Source organism: Flavobacterium branchiicola (assembly GCF_018383905.1).
In the GTDB taxonomy this organism is placed as follows: domain Bacteria; phylum Bacteroidota; class Bacteroidia; order Flavobacteriales; family Flavobacteriaceae; genus Flavobacterium; species Flavobacterium branchiicola.
This window is the reverse complement of record NZ_JAGYWA010000004.1, coordinates 18,272-36,200: the sequence shown is the minus strand read 5'-3', so window position 1 is coordinate 36,200 and position 17,929 is coordinate 18,272. Positions and strand designations below refer to the sequence as shown.

Genomic DNA, 17,929 nt, shown 5'->3' with positions numbered 1-17,929 from the left:
CTCTGTTATAAAATTATGATGCAAAGATTTTACAAAGATTAACGCATTTTATGTCATTTCGACGTAAGGAGAAATCACAATCGAAAATCGACAAAGGATTGACGCTTTTCTTTGCGGAATCCCGAGTGTGATTTCTCCTTACGTCGAAATGACAAGATTGCGGATAATCTGGCGTTAGACGCACTGCAGTGCGCCTCTACGATAAAACCTTTGTAACTTTGCCCCTTTGAACCTGAAAAAAAAATTATTTTTTTTCACCCCCTTCCCAACCTTTTTATCTTTTTAGTACTCTTTATAATTAAAAGAACAAAATTGTGATAAACGAAACGCTAATTTCCAGCTGCAAAAAAATGAGCCGCGATGCCCAGCGTCAGGTTTATGAGGACATGGCTCCAAAATTGTATCGCGTTTGCAAACGATACCTCAAGAAAGAAGAAGAGATTGAAGAAGCTCTTGCTGATGCTTTCTATACCATATTTACAAAACTGGACCAACTCAAGGAAGAAAAAGCCTTTGAAGCCTGGGCCAGAAAAATTACTGTAAATCATTGTTTGGCAACCATCAGAAAAAGCACCAATTTCAATATGTACCTTGATGATGTAAAAGTGCTTTCTCAGCCTTTTACAGAAGAAATGAGCGCTCTGGAAGAAGAAGATTTACTCAATTTATTAAACCATATTCCGGATGGATGCAAAACGGTTTTTAACCTTTTTGTTATTGAAGGCTTTGGTCACAAAGAAATAGCAGCGATGCTTAATATTTCTGAAGGCACATCAAAATCACAATTAAATGCCGCCAAAACCAAACTAAAAGAACTGGTTAATAAATTGTATTATCAAAAAGCAAAATAGTCATGGACAATCAAGATAAAATATTCGATAAGTTTAAAGAAGCGGCAGAAAATGCAGCACCCAAAGATTTTCCGGGAATGGAAAGCGTCTGGTCACGCGTTGAACAAAAACTCGATAAAAAAGAAGACAAAAAAACCATTGCATTATGGAAAAAAATTGCAGTTGCAGCTTCACTTTTATTAGTAATTTCGTTGGGTTATCAATTCCTAAAAACAGATAAAACAGCTGCTACAGAAACTCAGGAAGTGGTTATTCAGGAAAAAGAAAAAGCAACACAACCGGTTTTAGATGAAAAAAATACAATTCCTTCTGCTGAATCGGGAATTGTTTCTAATGAAGAAGCGGTTAAAATTTTAGAAAATCACCAAAAAAATAAAGAAAGTGTAGCAATTCAGGAACCTGCTCTAAATATGCAGACAGAATCTTATGCACCCGTTAGCGTTGGAACTGAAGCTGTAGCAGAGCCTGTAAAAGAGGAATCTTTTGAGGAAGAAAGCGATAAAGTACTTTCAAAAAAAGAAGTTACTCCACAAATGGGTTACTCCAGTTATCCTGAAAGAGAATCGGCAAAAGTTGCATACGCAGCCGCAGCATCACAAAAAGCTAAAAAAAGCAGTCCGTTAGTTGTACTAAACGGAAACGCAATGGCACATAGTGATGATGTTAAAAGAGATAAAATGATGCAGGCAGAATTGTCTAATGTTCAGCCGGAAAATGTAGATTCTCTGGTAATCTTAGATGAACCTTTGTACATTATTGACGGGATTTATTACTCTGAAAATGATTTATTTGGTAAAAATCCAACAAGCCCGTATGCACCTTTAGACCAACAAGAAATTAAAACAATCACGATACTTCAGGATTTGGAAGCCACTTCTAAATATGGCGAAAAAGGAAAAAAAGGAGTTGTTATCATTACTACAAAAACAAGAAAACCGACACCGAAAAAATAGTCTCCATAACTTTGTCAAAGTTTTAAACTTTGACAAAGTTAAATCTCAACCTAAATTTTAAAACTTACTAATATGAAAAGTGTAAAACTTATTTCATTAGCCCTTACTATGCTTATAGGTTTCGTGTCAATCGCACAGGAAAAACCGATTTTAAAAGATACAATTCAAAAACAAAATTCTAATACGCAAATAATAGTTTGTGCACCATCAAGATCTTCTGTAAACGAACCTTTATATATAATTGATGGAAGAGTAACCGATTCGAAACAACTTTCTAAAATCAACCCAAATGATATTGAAGAGATGAAAGTCTTAAAAGGGAATGAAGCTAAATTGATTTATGGTGAAAAAGGTATAAATGGTGTCATTGTTATTACACTTAAAAAGTAAGTAAAATTACAGTTATCTATTAGTTCATCCGATACAATTAATAAAAATTATATTACATTTGAGCTTTATTCAAAAAACAAATTTATATACCCGTATGAACCCAATTTTAAGCCAAAATCTATTTTTAGTAAAAGAACATGTCGGAATGTTTAAAGCCTCAAACAATTACGATATTTATAATCCTGAGAACAATCAAATTATCATGAATTGTCGTGAAAACAATTTAGGTTTCTTTACCAAAATGTTACGTTTCACAGAATACAAAAGAGCAACTCCGTTTAATGTTGAAATCACGACCGCAGCCGGAGAAAAATTAATAACTGTAAAGAGAGGAATCGCCATATTCAGATCGACTGTTGAAGTTCTGGATGAAAAAGACAGACTAATTGGAACTTTCAAACAAAAATTCTTTTCTATTGGAGGAAAATTTGAAATTCTGGATAAAAATGAAAAACCAGTTGCAACATTACAAGGAAAATGGACGGGCTGGGATTTTAAATTCTCTCATGAAAATAAACAATTGGCTCAGGTAAGTAAAAAATGGGCAGGAATGGGTAAAGAACTTTTTACAAGTGCTGATAATTATGTGCTTCAGATTGAAGAAACCATAGCACCGGAAAACCCATTAAGACAATTAATTTTAGGAGCTGTAATGTGTATTGATATGGTCCTGAAAGAATAACAAAAAAGTTGTTAAACTTAGATTAAGAAAACATTCGAAAGCATCATTTTAGTTTACAAAAGCTTATTTTTGTAAGAATTAAAATGATGCTTTTTGCATTGCTAAAAACAAAGTCATGACCGATTTAAAAAATAAAAATGCCTTTATTACCGGCGCAGGAAAAGGTATAGGAAAAGCTATTGCGATTGCCCTGGCAAAAGAAGGAGTTAACCTGATTTTAGTATCAAGAACTCAAAAAGATATTGAACAACTGGCGGATGAAGCTTCAAATTTGGGTGTAAAAGCTCTGGCTATTGCAGCTGATGTTTCTGACATAAATTCTATAAATGCTGCGGCAGAAAAAGCTTTGGCAGAATTCAAACATATCGATATTTTGATTAATAGTGCCGGAATAGCTTCTTTTGGAAAATTCCTGGAATTAGAACCGGAAGCATGGGAAAGAATTATTCAGGTGAATTTAATGGGAACCTACTATACAACCCGTGCCATTATTCCGAATATGATCGAAAGACAGACAGGAGACATTATTAATATTTCGTCTACTGCAGGATTAAACGGAAATGCTTTGACAAGTGCTTACAGCGCCTCTAAATTTGCCGTTTTAGGTTTAACTGATTCTTTGATGCAGGAAATGAGAAAACACAACATACGTGTTACTGCTTTAACGCCAAGTACGGTTGCTACAGATATGGCTAAAGATTTAAATTTAACTGATGGAAATCCCGAGAAAGTTATGCAGTCTGAAGATATGGCAGAACTAATTATTTCTCAGTTAAAATTAAACCGAAGAGTATTTGTAAAAAACAGCAGTATCTGGTCTACGAATCCTTAACAAAATAAATTCCAATACTAAAATTCCAAATTCCAAATACTTTCCATTTGGAATTTGGAATTTGTCCCGAGACTTCGGGATTGGAATTTTTAAATTTACTATGATGGAACAATATTTAAGACAATTAGTCGAAATAGAATTTACGGATAAAAAGCAAATTTTTACCGGGTTTCTTATTGACTATTCTGATGACTGGATCTTATTGCGAAATAATCCGGTTGATTATATTTTAGATGGTTTTGTAATTTTAAAAAACAAAAATATCCTGGCAGTTAATCGTGACCAGGATTTAGCTTTTACAGAAAAAGTAATTCGTTTAAAAGGTTTAAAAATCAATTCTGAAGACATTATTCCTATAAGAGATTTAAACACGATTTTGAATTTTGTAAATGACAAATATGGTGTTTTTCAAATTGCTAAAAAATCGGCTAAATCAGCTTATTTAGGAAAATTAATTTCACTAACAGAAGAAGAACTCTTAATTGATTTTCTGGACATAAGAGGTCAGTTTGGCGGAGAATTAAGTTTTAATCCAGAAAAAATAAGAGTTATTGAATTTGATACTGATTATATCAATTCTTTGAAACTTGTGGTTGCAGAGAATCAGAAATAATAAAAACAGAAAATCCTCTTTTAAAAAGAGGATTTTCTGTTTTTTGTCATTCTGAGGAACGAAGAATCACACTAGCAGTTCCGCATGCTGTGATTGTCAATCTTTGTAGAGTTTCGAGTGTGATTCTTCGTTCCTCAGAATGACAATACTTTATGTATATTTTTATTCTTCAACTTTGACAAAGCTATAAAGATCTAAATTTTAAGCTTCTGCCAATTTATTCAAAAACTCTAAACGAACACTTCCGTCTTCGTCGATTTTTGTCAAGTTGATTTCTTTCAAAGTATTTACCAATTCCGGATTCCATGGCGTTTTTACTTTTACGTAATTTTCAGTAAACCCATGAATGTAGCCTTCTTTATTTTCACTTTCGAATAAAACGGTTCTATTAGTTCCTAATTGACTTTCGTAAAAAGCACGACGTTTTTTTACCGATAATCCACGTAGCATTTTACTGCGTTTTGCTCTCACATTTGCAGGAACTACGCCATCCATATCAACCGCTTCGGTATTATCTCTTTCAGAATAGGTAAATACGTGCAGATACGAAATATCCATTTCGTTTAAGAAATGATAAGTTTCTAAAAAGTGCTCATCCGTTTCTCCCGGAAAACCAACGATAACATCAACACCTATACAAGCGTGTGGCATAACTTCGCGAATTTTATTTACACGATCGGTATAAACTTCGCGTAAGTAACGACGTTTCATTAATTTTAATATATCATTACTTCCCGATTGTAACGGAATATGAAAATGCGGTACAAAAGTGCGGCTTGTAGAAACAAATTCTATAGTTTCATTCTTCAATAAATTGGGTTCTATCGAAGAAATTCTTAAACGCTCAATACCTTCAACTTTATCTAAAGCCTGAACCAGATCAAGAAAAGTATGTTCGTGTTTTTTATTTCCGAATTCACCTTTTCCGTAATCTCCAATATTAACACCCGTTAAAACAATTTCACGGATATTCTGAGCCGAAATATCTTTGGCATTTTTAAGTACATTCTCTAAAGCATCACTTCTGGAAATTCCTCTTGCCAACGGAATAGTACAATAAGTACATTTATAGTCACAACCATCCTGAACTTTCAGGAATGCACGAGTTCTGTCTCCGATGGAATAACTTCCGACATAGAAATCAGCTTCAGCAATTTCGCATGAATGAACTTCACCCATGTCGTTTTTGCTTAAATCGTGAATATAATCTGTGATTTTAAATTTTTCTGTAGCTCCTAAAACCAAATCAACGCCATCAACAGCTGCCAATTCTTCCGGTTTTAATTGTGCATAACATCCAACAGCAGCCACAAAAGCTTTTTCGTTGAGTTTCATCGCCTTTTTTACAACCTGCTTAAATTGTTTATCAGCATTATCTGTAACAGAACAGGTATTAATAACATAAATATCGGCTACTTCTTCAAAATCTACGCGATCAAAACCTTCATCATTAAAGTTTCGTGCGATCGTAGAAGTTTCTGAAAAGTTCAGTTTGCAGCCAAGCGTATAAAAGGCAACTTTTTTTCTATTTTCCATAATTTGTCTTAAATTAATGAAATCGTTGTCAAAAAATTTAAGGGTGCAAATTTACAAACAATATTCGTAAAAGAAAATCAATAAGCCACTTCGTTTCAACATTTTGCCTATTAACTTAATTATCAAAAGCAAAAACAGGCTCAAAAATTGCATTTATTTTTAAAATTATTTTCTTCTTTAAATTTTATCTGAATCAAATCAATAAGAATTAAATGACAAACGATCGACAAAAAACACATTTCATCGATTAAATACATTTTTTTATGATTTAAATTGAAATTTTCTTACATTTATACTTGATTTAGAATTTTTAAAAAATCTAAATTTGAGATTGAAAAAATAGTAATAAAAAAATATTCATTTTTACTAACAAAATAGCCACAACAATTTTGAATTTCCCTCGTTATGTTGTTGCTTTGTTATAATAAAAGATGGGCAAGCCGAAACCCATAATTGTAGGCAAAAAATTAAAATTATAAACTCCAAATGAAATTATTTCTACCCGCGATCTGCCTAATGTTCTTAACCGCTTTCAGCTCACAGGCTCAAACTGCCGCTCCGGCAACTAATCCTTTCCCATCTATTAGTACTTTAACAAACTGGGCTAGTTTAAATTCGCAGTCACAATTTGATATTGCTATACGTGCTGTTGGTTTTAAATTTGAAGTAAAAGAACCAGGTGCAGAATCTACTGCTTACACTTATATTCGTAAGGTAACTGTAAACGAAGTAAATTATACTGACAGAATTGTATACAGAATTACAAACAATAATTCGGCAAGTATTATTTCGTTAGTAACTGCTTCTACAGATTTAGTTAGTTTATACACTCCTCAGTTAGCAACTTTTAAAAACAACAACTGTAAAACTGAAATGTCTAAAGACAAAAACACAACTTGCAGCTGTTATGAAAGTGCAAATTTTGCAATCGATCTTTGCGACGAGCGTGTAAAATTAACAATGGGTGATGGAAATAAATATTTCGTTTCTGTAGCAAAAAAATAATATCAAATACTTCAAATTATCATTTAAGTATTTCAACTTGGAGCTGTTTTCCAAATCTTTGTAAATTTTCAAATGAGATAAGTTTACAAAGATTTGGAACGCATTTCTTAGGTTCTACAAGTTTGGATTCTTTAGTTCGTACCAAACTTCCATTTCTTCTTCATATTCAAAATTGTTTACATATTTTAAACCCAATTTTTCGAGAATTTTTCTTGAATTATCATTTCCAGCATCTGCATAAGCATAAAGTGCGTCTGCTTTTAATTCATTAAATGCATAATCTACAAAAGCTTTCCCTGCTTCAGTTGCATATCCTTTTCCCCAATGTTTTTCATTGAAACGGTAACCAATTTCATAAAAATCTTTATGATTATTGATTTCATTAGTAATAAATTTTATTCCTGACCAACCAATAAACTCATTCGTTTCTTTCAATATTACTGCCCATCTTCCTGTTCCGTGATCTTTATATTGTTGTTGAATAAACTGAATGTATTCAAACGCCTGATCTATTCGCTTTAAAGGTTTTTTACCCACAAAAACATGCACATTTGGATTAGACTCCATCTCAAATAGCTTTTCTACATCAGATTCAAGGAATTCTCTTAAAAACAAACGCTCTGTTTCTATTGGCTTTTTCATAAAATTTTAATTCAATAAATATTTTTGCACTACTTCGGCAACTCCGTCATTGTTATTTGAAGCTACAATTAAATCAGCTTTATCACGTAATTCTGGCGTTACATTATCAACCCAAACTCCTAAACCGGCATATTCAATCATTGTTAAATCGTTTCCGGCATTTCCAACCGCAATAATCTCTTCCTGAAGGATATTTAGCTTTTTTGCCAAAAACTTCAAACTCGCCGCTTTATCAATTCCGTTTTGAGCTACTTCCAAAAAGAAAGGCTTTGACATTGAAACGCTTAAATGTGGCATTGTTGCTTTTAAATCACTTTCTAATTCTTTCAAATAAGAAGGTTCTTCCAGTAATATACATTTTACTGTTGGTTTGTTTATAGTATCTTTAAAACTGGCAACTTTAAGATGTGCCATACCGGTAATCTCTTTCTCAATTTCAATAAATTCCGAATCTGTTTCACTTATAATTTCATCATCCAAATAAGTTATTATGTGTGTTTTCTTTTTCACACTATAATCGTATAAATCATGAATTTGTTCTACAGTTAGTTTTTGTTCAAATAAAACAAGATCGTCTTTTACTCTGCTGACAATTGCTCCATTAAACGAAATCATATAAGAATCATTTATATCCAGTTCCAGCTCTTTTGCGTAAGCGGTCATTGCTGTAGTTGGTCGGCCAGAAGCCAAAACCACATAAACTCCTTTTGCCTGTGCTTCTAATAATACTTTTTTATTTAAATCAGAAATTCTGTGGTCATCTGTCAACAAGGTATCATCCATGTCGAGCACTATCATTTTATATTGCATTTTTTATATTTTCAGTTTTAGTGAATGTACTTTCAGAATTAATCTAAAAAAACTACTAAATACTAATTGACATTAAAATCAAAATCCCAATTTTCATCTTCTTAAGACCAAAAATTGGGATTGATTATTTATTTTAAAGACTCATTCTGAAATCTTCAATAACCGGATTTGCTTTTGCAAACTCCGTTTCCTGAATAAAAACCTCAACCGCTAAATCTGTACCGCCAAAACCGCCTAATCTTGCAGATTGAATATTATCTTTTTTTACTGTTTCTACTCCGGCTTCTTCTAATCTTTCTTGTAAAGCTATTGCTAAAACTTCACTTCCTGAGAACACTTTCATTAATCCCATAATCCTTATATTTTATTTTTAACGTAATATTACTTTTAAATCTTCCTGAAAACTTTCATTTTCATTCATTCCAATATGTCCTTGTCCTTTTAAAGGATAAAAATGCCCATTATCACCCATTATTTTCTTTAATCGAATTGAATTTTCAATCGGAATTAACTGATCGTCTATTCCATGAAAAATATAAATAGGCGCTTTTACTTTTGGTAGATATTGGTAGGTTTCTAAATGAAACTTCTTCATAAAATCAGGAAAAAACCGAACTCTGGTTCCTGACAATTCTGTAAAACTAAAATAAGGCGACTGCAATACTAAAGCTTTTGGTTTATTTTCTGAAGCTAGAATCGCTGCCAATCCGGAACCAATTGAATAACCGGCAATAATAATTTTATTCTCAGAATATTTTTGACATAACTTTTTATAAGCAACCGCGACATCTTTGTTGAGCTGTTCTTCATTTTCTATTTCACCTTCACTTTTCCCAAAACTTCTATAATCCAGAATAAAAATATCATATCCTAAATTAGTATAGGTTTTGGCAATCTTGCCCCAGGTTTCGAGTGTTCCTGCATTCCCATGAAGATAAAACACAAGCCCTTTTGTATTTTCAGACTTAAACAACAAACCATTTAAGTTTATGCCATCAAAAGATTTAATGTTTAATTCTTCGAACTTACTTTGATAATCAAATTGATATCCTTTTTCAAGAGCTGTACTCTGAAAAACCATTCCAACCTGATTAAAATAAACATAAGAAACGACTAGTACATAAATAACAACAAAAAACGTCAGTAACGCAATCGTCAAAAATTTAAGTGTTTTTATCATTTCCTAAAATAAATTAAACCTGATTATTCTTCTTCAACGTCGTCTTCCTCTTCATCAAGTTCTTCTTCACCTTCTTCATCCATATCAAAGAAATAAGGCTCAAGAAGCATTTTTTCTGCTAGAATATCGATTCTTTCCGTTAATGTCTCAGCAAAAATAATGCGTTGCGTTTTTGCGATACTGTTTGAAATACGCATAATCTTAGTTTCATGACGTAATTTCAGAATTGGATCTGCATCATCAAGGATAAACATTTTCAGGCGGTTTACATTATAACCGGCTGTAGAAAACATATCACTCAATTTAGTTGGAGTTCCAATTAGAACATCGATTCCTGTAGAAACATAATTCTTATCATAATCCATATCTCCTTTATCGTGAACTCCATAAACTTCCAGATTAGTATATTTTCCATACTTCTCAAAAAGTTCTTCCATTTCCAATACTTTTGCTTTGTCTTCCACAATAATCAAAGCGCGTGGAGATTCCTCTGTCTGTCCAGCCAATTGCTGAATTACATTCAAAACAATTGTCGTTGTTTTTCCACTTCCTGCCGGAGAAATAATCATACAATCTGCACCACTTTTTATGGTCGAAAAAGTTTCCATCTGCAAAACATTTGCTTCCGTCAAACCATTTTCAATTAAAGCGTCCTGTAATTTTTCGTTTATTTTTTTTAGTTTCATTTTTTTTATGCTTTAAGCTTTAAGCTATACGCTATAAGCAAAAATTATTTATATTTTCAATACCTTAAGCTTTAAGCAGTAGGCTCTTTAAAGACTTATAGCTTACTGCTTAAAGCCTAAAGCGCGAAGCATTCTATTTGCTTGCGAACATTTTTACATCTCCTTCTGAAATTTCATTTCCTCCTAAAATGATTAATCTTTCGATCACATTACGAAGCTCGCGAATATTTCCTGTCCAGTCGTATTCCTGTAATAATTTTATCGCCTGAATCGAAAATACTTTAACCGCATTTCCTTGTTCTAAAGCAATTTTTTGAGCAAAATGCAAAATCAAAGCCGGAATATCATCACGTCTTTCATTCAACGGCGGAACTTTAATTAAAATTACAGCCAGACGATGGTATAAATCTTCACGGAAACGGCCTTCGGCAATTTCTGTTTTTAAATCTTTATTCGTCGCCGCAACAACACGAACATCAACTTTAATGTCTTTGTCAGCCCCCACTCTTGTAATCATACTTTCTTGTAAAGCACGTAAAACTTTGGCTTGCGCCGAAAGACTCATATCACCAATTTCATCCAGAAAAATAGTTCCTTTGTCAGCTGCTTCAAACTTTCCTGCACGATCTTTCACTGCCGATGTAAAAGCACCTTTTACGTGTCCGAATAGTTCGCTTTCAATCAATTCACTCGGAATCGCCGCACAGTTTACTTCGATTAAAGGAAAACCGGAACGTTCACTTTTTTCATGCAATTGATGCGCTACCAATTCTTTTCCGGTTCCGTTTGGTCCCGTAATCAAAACTCTCGCTTCAGTTGGCGCCACTTTATCAATCATCACTTTAATGTGATTAATAGATTCGCTGTCGCCTATCATTTCGTAGTTTTTGCTAACTTTTTTCTTTAGAATTTTATTTTCAACTACTAATTGTTTTTTATCTAAAGCATTACGAACCGTATTCAACAAACGATTCAAATCTGGCGGTTTTGAAATATAATCAAAAGCTCCCAAACGCATGGTATGAATTGCCGTTTCCATATCACCGTGACCGGAAATCATCACCATCGGAATTTCAGGTTTTATCTTTTTCGCTTCTTCCAAAACCTCAACACCATCCATTTTTGGCATTTTGATATCACACAAAACCAAATCGTAGTCGTTGTTTTTTATTTTTTCAAGTCCGGCAACTCCATCTTCAGCTTCTTCAACCTGATACGAATCATTTTCTTCTGATAAGATTTTTACCAAAACTCTTCTGATCGCTGCTTCGTCTTCTATAATTAGTATTTTACTCATTTTTTTTTAAAGGTTCTGAGGTTCTAAGGTACTAAGGTTCTGAGGCTTTTTCAAGAGAAGCCTTAGCATCTCAGCACCTTAGAACCTTAGCACCTTAAAAAATTAATATTTAAGCCACTTATACAATTCTTTCCAGGTTGGTTTTTTGCCGTACATTAAAATACCTACGCGGTAGATTTTTGCAGCGAACCACACAACAAGGAAAAATGTAGCAAACAATAATGATACCGAAATTGCAATTTGCCACCACGGCACACCAAACGGAATACGCATTAGCATCACAATTGGCGATGTAAGCGGAATCATTGAAAATGCAACCGCAACTGTTCCGTGCGGATCATTTACTACTGTAAAAAATCCGATGTAAACACTTAAAATAAGCGGCATTAAAATTGGCAACAAAAATTGCTGAGAATCAGTTTGATTGTCAACGGCTGCTCCAATTGCTGCGTAAAATGAACTATACAGAAAATACCCTCCAATAAAATAAACTACAAAACCAATAATAATACTGGCAATTGGCAGATTCCATAATTCGGCAATATACATTTGCGCAGATCCCGAAAGTTCATGTTGCGCAGATTGCATTAATTCTGGTGATATCCTGGCTGTTGGACCAACATTAACTCCAAAAAATGCCGAAGCTGCAAACATTAATCCTAAACCAATAATAGCCCAAATCATGAATTGTAAAATTCCCGCTAACGAAGTTCCAACAATTTTACCAATCATTAACTGAAATGGTTTTACCGATGAAATAATGATTTCGATAATTCGGTTTGTTTTCTCTTCGATTACACTACGCATTACCATATTTCCGTAAATGATAATAAACATCATAATCAGATAACCAAAAGCGCCACCAATCGCAATTTTAATTTCATTTAAACCTTTCAGACTTTCTTCGCCCGAAGCTTTCACTAAATGAATATTAACCGCTGATTGTGCTTTCTGAATAGCCAGAGTATCTAATTTGGCGCTCTCCAGATTCAGCTTTGTAATTTTTGCTCCAATAATATCCTGTGTATTTTCAACAAAAGAAATACTCGGGCTGTTATTTGAAATAAATTCGATTTTACTTTCTAAATCTTTTGCTGAATTTGTTTTTGGAATAACAATTAAACCACTGAAATTTTCTTTTGTAATACTATCCTTTAAAGCTTTTACGTCTATTTCAGATAAATTATAATATTTAAATTCTGAACCTTTTTTATTTTCTTTTAAAAAATCGGCCGCAAAAAGTCCGGTTTCATCATGAATGGCAATACGTTTGGTTTCGGCTTTCATTGAACTTAAATAGCCAATAAAAACGGCTATCGCTACAAACAAAAGCGGACTCAAAAAAGTCATGACAACAAAAGATTTATTGCGGACTTTGGCAATAAATTCTCTTTTTATAATCAACGAGATGATACTCATAAATAATTAATTTTCAAATTTCAAATCCCAAATTCCAATTTTACAGGCTTGGATTTTGGAATTTCTATATTGGAATTTTTAAACTTTGTTTTCAGTTACCGTTTGAATAAAAATATCGTTTACACTCGGAATTTTTTCAACGAAATGCGTTACTTGTCCGCGTTGCGTCAATATATTCAATAATTCATTTGGTGTTGCATCTCCAATTTGAATATTTAATTTTAAATCATCGTTTAAGGATTTAAAATTAGCCGGAGAAACAGTGAATTTTTGTGTAATATCATACATCAAACCTTCAACATTGCTTGTCAGGATTCCAACTTCAAAACTATTGGTTTTAAACTGGCGTTTTACATCACCAACTTTTCCCTCAATCAATTTATTTGATTTGTGAATTAACGCGATGTGGTCACAAAGTTCTTCAACGCTTTCCATTCGGTGAGTAGAGAAAATAATAGTTGAGCCTTGTTCTTTTAATGCCAGAATTTCATCTTTAATCACATTGGCATTTACGGGATCAAAACCCGAAAATGGTTCGTCAAAAATTAGCAGTTTCGGTTTATGCAAAACACAAACTACAAACTGAATTTTTTGCGCCATTCCTTTAGAAAGTTCCTGAATTTTCTTGTTCCACCAACCTTGGATTCCTAAACGATCGAACCAGTAATCCAATTGTTTTTTGGCTTCGGCTTTAGAAAGACCTTTCATTTGTGCCAGATACAAACATTGCTCGCCTACTTTCATCGAACTGTACAAACCACGTTCTTCCGGAAGATATCCAATTGTCTGCACGTGTTTTGGCTGCAATCTTTCTCCATCCAAAATTACTTCACCACTGTCTGGCATTGTAATTTGATTTATAATTCTGATAAGGGAAGTTTTTCCTGCTCCATTAGGACCCAAAAGTCCATATATACTGCCTTTTGGCACATTTAATGAAACTTCGTTAAGCGCTACATAATCGCCATATTGTTTTACGACTTTATGTACTTCAAGTAAGTTGCTCATTTTGTTTTTTAGATTTTCTCTGTCACTTTACCCATTGTGGCTCAGCGAGTGTAAAAGTAAATAATTCGAAGCGAAATTGCGTTGTTTTACGCAAAAAACCCATTCTAATTTGCACTAGAATGGGTTTTTATATTTATCTGAACATCTTAGAAAAAGTTTCGATTATGAAAACATATCTTTTACTTTCTCAAAAAACGATTTCTCTGATTTCTCCGGACTTGGAACAAAGTGTTCGTCGGTTAAAGCATTTTCAAAGAATTGTTTTTGTTCTTTATTTAATGTTTTTGGAGTCCAAACATTTACGTGAACTAGTAAATCACCACTTCCGTAACCATTTAAACTTGGAATTCCTTTTCCTTTTAATCTTAAGATTTTTCCAGACTGAATTCCTTCTTCTAATTTAATACGAACTTTTCCGTTGATTGCTTCAATATCTTTTGAAGCTCCCAAAACTGCTTCAGGGAAACTGATGTATAAATCATAATGAACGTTTTCACCTTCACGTTTCAGGAATTCATGCTCAACTTCTTCAATTGCAACGATTAAATCACCAGGAATACTATTTCCGGGAGCATCGTTACCTTTGTTAGAAACTTTCAACTGCATTCCGTCAACAACTCCCGCAGGAATTTTGATTGATACTGTTTCATCTTCCTGAACCATTCCTTGTGCATCTGCCTCAGAAGGTTTTTTATCTAAAATCTGACCAGAACCTCCACAAGTAGGACAAGTAGATGCAGATTGCATTCTTCCTAAAATAGTGTTGGTTACACGCATAACCTGACCCTGACCATTACAAGTGGTACAAGTTTTATAGGTTACACCTTTGGCCTGAACTTTACGTTTTACTTTAACTTTTTTCTCAACTCCATTTGCAATTTCTTCTAAAGTCAATTTAACTTTAATTCGAAGATTGCTTCCTTTAGCGCGACGAGGACCTCCGCCTCCGCCTCCGAAACCGCCAAATCCACCACCAAAAATATCACCAAACTGGCTGAAAATGTCATCCATATTCATACCGCCATGACCTCCGCCAAAACCGCCAGAGCCATCAAAAGCCTGATGACCATATTGATCATACTTCGCTTTTTTGTTCGGATCACTTAAAACTTCATAAGCTTCTGCAGCTAATTTAAAGTTTTCTTCTGCCTCTTTGTCGCCTGGATTTTTATCCGGGTGATATTTTAAAGCACTTTTTCGGTATGCTTTTTTAATTTCAGCAGCATCAGCACTTTTTGAAATGCCTAGTATTTCGTAAAAATCTTTTTTCATAATTTAGGTTAAATTCCAATACTTAAAAAATTCTACATTCCAATTTAAAAAACTGTCCTACAGAACCTTACTTGCATTTTAGTTTCCAACAACAACTTTAGGGAAACGAATAATTTTGTCTCCTAATTTGTATCCTTTTTCAATAACATCAACAATTTTTCCTTTCAGTTTGTCAGATGGAGCCGGGATTTGCGTGATTGCTTCTGCAACATCAGCATTAAAAGCATCCCCTGCCTGAATTTCAACTTGCTCTAAACCTTTAGAAACTAAAGTGCTTTTCAGTTTTTCATGAATTAACTCTACTCCTTTTTTAAGGTTTTCATCGTCAGATTTGTTGATTTCTACTGCAGCTCTGTCAAAATCATCTAAAACTGGAAGCATTGCCAATAAAACTTCTTGGTTTGCTGTTTTAAATAATTCAAGACGCTCTTTTGAAGTTCTTTTTTTGTAATTTTCAAATTCAGCAAATAATCTCAAAAACTTATCTTTTTCGTGCGCCAAGTCTTTAGCTAATTGCTCCTCAACACTTAATTCTTCAACAATTAACTGCTCACCGTTGGCATTGTTCTCTAACGTTACATCGTCTAATTCCTGATCGAATTCTGTATTTTCCGTAGTCATATTACTTTTATTTTTAAAAATATTCTTAAACTTCATTTTTATTCCTTTTTGTGATTGCAAAAGTACTGCCAAATCTTATAAAATGTCAAATTGTCACTTTATTAATTATTAGACCTTTAAAAAGCAAACCTAGTCAATAAAAATTTATTATAATTTTAAGACTATTACGTTTTAGTTGTTGTACATTTGAGAGGCAAATTATTACCTATCAAAGTTGAATTTAAGGGTTGGCTTAGGCCTTATAAATAATTATTAATTCAAATTTACCTTATATTAAAAAAAGCTTCGCCTATAGAGACGAAGCTTTTTTTTATGCTTATACTATTTTAATTGCACGGGCGGAGGGATTCGAACCCCCATCAACGGTTTTGGAGACCGCTATTCTACCCTTGAACTACGCCCGTAACTCAAGGCCGCAAATTAAAAGCTTTTTTTCTTTACTGGCAATTTATTTCTTATCGATTTACAAAGATTTTAAGAGATAAAAACCAATCTATTTAAGAATCAAAACTATAACTCTTAAAACTTTTATATAATTTTAAAGCAAAGCGTTTTTCAATCCGTCAAAATCAACAGAAACCTGTTCTCCTGTCACTAAATTTTTAAGTGTATACGAGTTTGAAGCCATTTCCTGATCTCCGGCAATTACCGCAAACGGAATTAAGCGCTTATCTGCATATTGAAATTGTTTCCCCATTTTTACATTATCAGGATACAATTCTACTTTTATATTTTCTTTTCTTAATTGCTGAATTGCTTTTGAAGCATACAAAGCTTCTGCATCTCCAGAATTGATAAACATAGCTTTTGATGTTGCAGAAACAGTTTCAGGAAACAATTGCAATTCTTCTAAAACTAAATAAATTCGATCTAATCCAAAAGAAATCCCAACGCCGCTCATATTTTTCAAACCAAAAATACCAGTCAAATCGTCGTATCTTCCGCCACCACCAATAGAACCCATTGCAACCGTTTTTGGTGCTGCAACTTCAAAAATAGCTCCGGTATAATAATTTAAACCACGCGCCAAAGTCACATCAAGATCTAAAGTTGCTGTAGATAATCCTAAAGACGCCACATTGTCACAAATAAATTTAAGCTCTTCAACTCCTTTCATTCCTTCTTCTGAAGTTGACAATAAATCTGAAAGCTGATTAATTTTATCTGAAAATGTTCCTGTAAAACTAAAAAGCGGCTGCACTTTTACCAAAGCTTCCTCAGAAACACCTTTTTCGATCATTTCTTTTTTAACCCCGTCTTCACCAATCTTATCTAGTTTATCAAGAGCAACTGTAAAATCGATTAATTTATCTGAAGCGCCAATTACCTCGGCAATTCCAGATAAAATTTTTCTGTTATTGATTTTGATTGTCACACCTTCTAAACCTAAAGAAGTAAAAACAGTATCGTACAATTGAACTAATTCTACTTCCTGCCATAATGATTTTGAACCTACTACATCGGCATCGCACTGAAAAAACTCTCTAAAACGCCCTTTTTGCGGATTATCTGCTCTCCAAACGGGTTGAATTTGATATCTTTTGAAAGGAAATTCAATTTCGCTTTGGTGCTGCACTACATATCTTGCAAACGGAACTGTTAAATCGTAACGTAAAGCTTTTTCAGAAATTTTTCCTGTGAATTTATTCAACTCAATTCTTTGCTCTAAAGTTATTTTTTCAGCAGAATTTAGCTGTAATTCTTCAATTGATTCCGGCAATTCGATCTTACTTTTATTGTAGAAAAAATTACCTGAATTTAATATTTTAAAAATTAGACGATCCCCTTCTTCACCATATTTTCCCATCAAAGTATCTGAATTTTCAAACGAAGGTGTTTCGATTGGCTGAAAACCAAATTTCTCGAAATTAGCTTTTATAGTCTGAATAATATATTGACGTTTTGACACCTCTGCTGGTGAAAAATCTCTGGTTCCTTTTGGAATACTTGGTTTTGAAGCCATCTCTTTTATTTTAGATTGTTGATTTTAGATTTTAGATTTCTTTGAAACTAAAATACAAAACCTTTAAAATTAATTTATTTTTAGATTTTTTTGATTGTTGGTTCTTGCGCTTTCGACTTTATGACTTTCCAACTTTCGACTTAATTTAAATCGTCTGCAAATATCTTAC

Annotated in this window: 19 protein-coding genes and 1 tRNA gene; 7 read left to right on the top strand and 13 right to left on the bottom strand. The window is 33.3% G+C overall.

Translation table 11 applies throughout. The features are described from left to right. The first annotated feature begins 350 nt into the window (after window positions 1-350). The 6 genes from KHA98_RS10190 (at window position 351) to KHA98_RS10165 (ending at window position 4,321) form a co-directional block, all read left to right on the top strand. A complete protein-coding gene (locus tag KHA98_RS10190) occupies window positions 351-851 on the top strand; it encodes an RNA polymerase sigma factor (RefSeq protein WP_213257831.1) in 501 nt (166 codons plus the stop codon). Between the two features lie 2 nt (window positions 852-853). Then, entirely contained in the window at window positions 854-1,804 is a 951-nt protein-coding gene (locus tag KHA98_RS10185; protein WP_213257830.1) for a hypothetical protein, read from the top strand. A gap of 72 nt (window positions 1,805-1,876) precedes the next feature. Continuing rightward, entirely contained in the window at window positions 1,877-2,194 is a 318-nt protein-coding gene (locus KHA98_RS10180; RefSeq protein WP_213257829.1) for a TonB-dependent receptor plug domain-containing protein, read from the top strand. A gap of 94 nt (window positions 2,195-2,288) precedes the next feature. Further along, window positions 2,289-2,876, top strand: a complete 588-nt coding sequence (locus KHA98_RS10175; protein ID WP_213257828.1) for an LURP-one-related/scramblase family protein — start codon at window positions 2,289-2,291, stop codon at window positions 2,874-2,876. Window positions 2,877-2,991: 115 nt separating this feature from the next. Then, the gene (locus tag KHA98_RS10170) at window positions 2,992-3,708 is read left to right on the top strand and encodes a 3-ketoacyl-ACP reductase (protein ID WP_213257827.1); all 717 of its coding nucleotides are present in this window, start codon (window positions 2,992-2,994) and stop codon (window positions 3,706-3,708) included. Between the two features lie 103 nt (window positions 3,709-3,811). Further along, window positions 3,812-4,321 (top strand): hypothetical protein, encoded by a 510-nt coding sequence (locus tag KHA98_RS10165; RefSeq protein WP_213257826.1) that lies wholly within the window; start codon window positions 3,812-3,814, stop codon window positions 4,319-4,321. A 201-nt stretch (window positions 4,322-4,522) separates the two neighbouring features. On the opposite strand, the gene mtaB is transcribed toward KHA98_RS10165, so the two are convergent. Next, a complete protein-coding gene (gene mtaB, locus KHA98_RS10160; RefSeq protein WP_213257825.1) occupies window positions 4,523-5,857 on the bottom strand; it encodes a tRNA (N(6)-L-threonylcarbamoyladenosine(37)-C(2))-methylthiotransferase MtaB in 1,335 nt (444 codons plus the stop codon). Between the two features lie 486 nt (window positions 5,858-6,343). Between mtaB and KHA98_RS10155 the strand changes: the two genes are divergently transcribed. Then, a complete protein-coding gene (locus KHA98_RS10155; RefSeq protein ID WP_213257824.1) occupies window positions 6,344-6,862 on the top strand; it encodes a hypothetical protein in 519 nt (172 codons plus the stop codon). A gap of 114 nt (window positions 6,863-6,976) precedes the next feature. Here KHA98_RS10155 and KHA98_RS10150 read toward each other — a convergent pair whose 3' ends face one another. The 12 genes from KHA98_RS10150 to hisS all read right to left on the bottom strand — a co-directional run bounded on the left by KHA98_RS10150 (window position 6,977) and on the right by hisS (window position 17,760). Further along, window positions 6,977-7,504, bottom strand: a complete 528-nt coding sequence (locus KHA98_RS10150) for a GNAT family N-acetyltransferase (protein ID WP_213257823.1) — start codon at window positions 7,502-7,504, stop codon at window positions 6,977-6,979. A gap of 6 nt (window positions 7,505-7,510) precedes the next feature. Continuing rightward, a complete protein-coding gene (locus tag KHA98_RS10145) occupies window positions 7,511-8,302 on the bottom strand; it encodes a Cof-type HAD-IIB family hydrolase (protein ID WP_246522283.1) in 792 nt (263 codons plus the stop codon). Window positions 8,303-8,447: 145 nt separating this feature from the next. Then, a complete protein-coding gene (locus KHA98_RS10140; RefSeq protein WP_213257820.1) occupies window positions 8,448-8,666 on the bottom strand; it encodes a putative signal transducing protein in 219 nt (72 codons plus the stop codon). Between the two features lie 18 nt (window positions 8,667-8,684). Further along, entirely contained in the window at window positions 8,685-9,494 is an 810-nt protein-coding gene (locus KHA98_RS10135; RefSeq protein ID WP_213257818.1) for an alpha/beta hydrolase, read from the bottom strand. A 23-nt stretch (window positions 9,495-9,517) separates the two neighbouring features. Next, window positions 9,518-10,180: a DEAD/DEAH box helicase gene (locus KHA98_RS10130; RefSeq protein ID WP_213257816.1), complete on the bottom strand. Its 663-nt coding sequence runs from the start codon at window positions 10,178-10,180 to the stop codon at window positions 9,518-9,520. A 133-nt stretch (window positions 10,181-10,313) separates the two neighbouring features. Beyond that, on the bottom strand, window positions 10,314-11,477 hold the full coding sequence (locus KHA98_RS10125; RefSeq protein WP_213257815.1) for a sigma-54-dependent transcriptional regulator: 1,164 nt from the start codon (window positions 11,475-11,477) through the stop codon (window positions 10,314-10,316). 102 nt (window positions 11,478-11,579) lie between these two features. Continuing rightward, on the bottom strand, window positions 11,580-12,896 hold the full coding sequence (locus KHA98_RS10120) for an ABC transporter permease (RefSeq protein WP_213257813.1): 1,317 nt from the start codon (window positions 12,894-12,896) through the stop codon (window positions 11,580-11,582). Between the two features lie 78 nt (window positions 12,897-12,974). Beyond that, entirely contained in the window at window positions 12,975-13,904 is a 930-nt protein-coding gene (locus KHA98_RS10115) for an ABC transporter ATP-binding protein (RefSeq protein WP_213257811.1), read from the bottom strand. A 162-nt stretch (window positions 13,905-14,066) separates the two neighbouring features. Next, a complete protein-coding gene (gene dnaJ / locus KHA98_RS10110) occupies window positions 14,067-15,176 on the bottom strand; it encodes a molecular chaperone DnaJ (RefSeq protein ID WP_213257809.1) in 1,110 nt (369 codons plus the stop codon). Between the two features lie 78 nt (window positions 15,177-15,254). Continuing rightward, entirely contained in the window at window positions 15,255-15,833 is a 579-nt protein-coding gene (locus KHA98_RS10105) for a nucleotide exchange factor GrpE (protein ID WP_213257807.1), read from the bottom strand. 297 nt (window positions 15,834-16,130) lie between these two features. Continuing rightward, window positions 16,131-16,201, bottom strand: a tRNA-Trp gene (locus KHA98_RS10100). 134 nt (window positions 16,202-16,335) lie between these two features. Continuing rightward, the gene (gene hisS / locus KHA98_RS10095) at window positions 16,336-17,760 is read right to left on the bottom strand and encodes a histidine--tRNA ligase (RefSeq protein WP_213257805.1); all 1,425 of its coding nucleotides are present in this window, start codon (window positions 17,758-17,760) and stop codon (window positions 16,336-16,338) included. Between the last annotated feature and the right edge of the window lie 169 nt (window positions 17,761-17,929).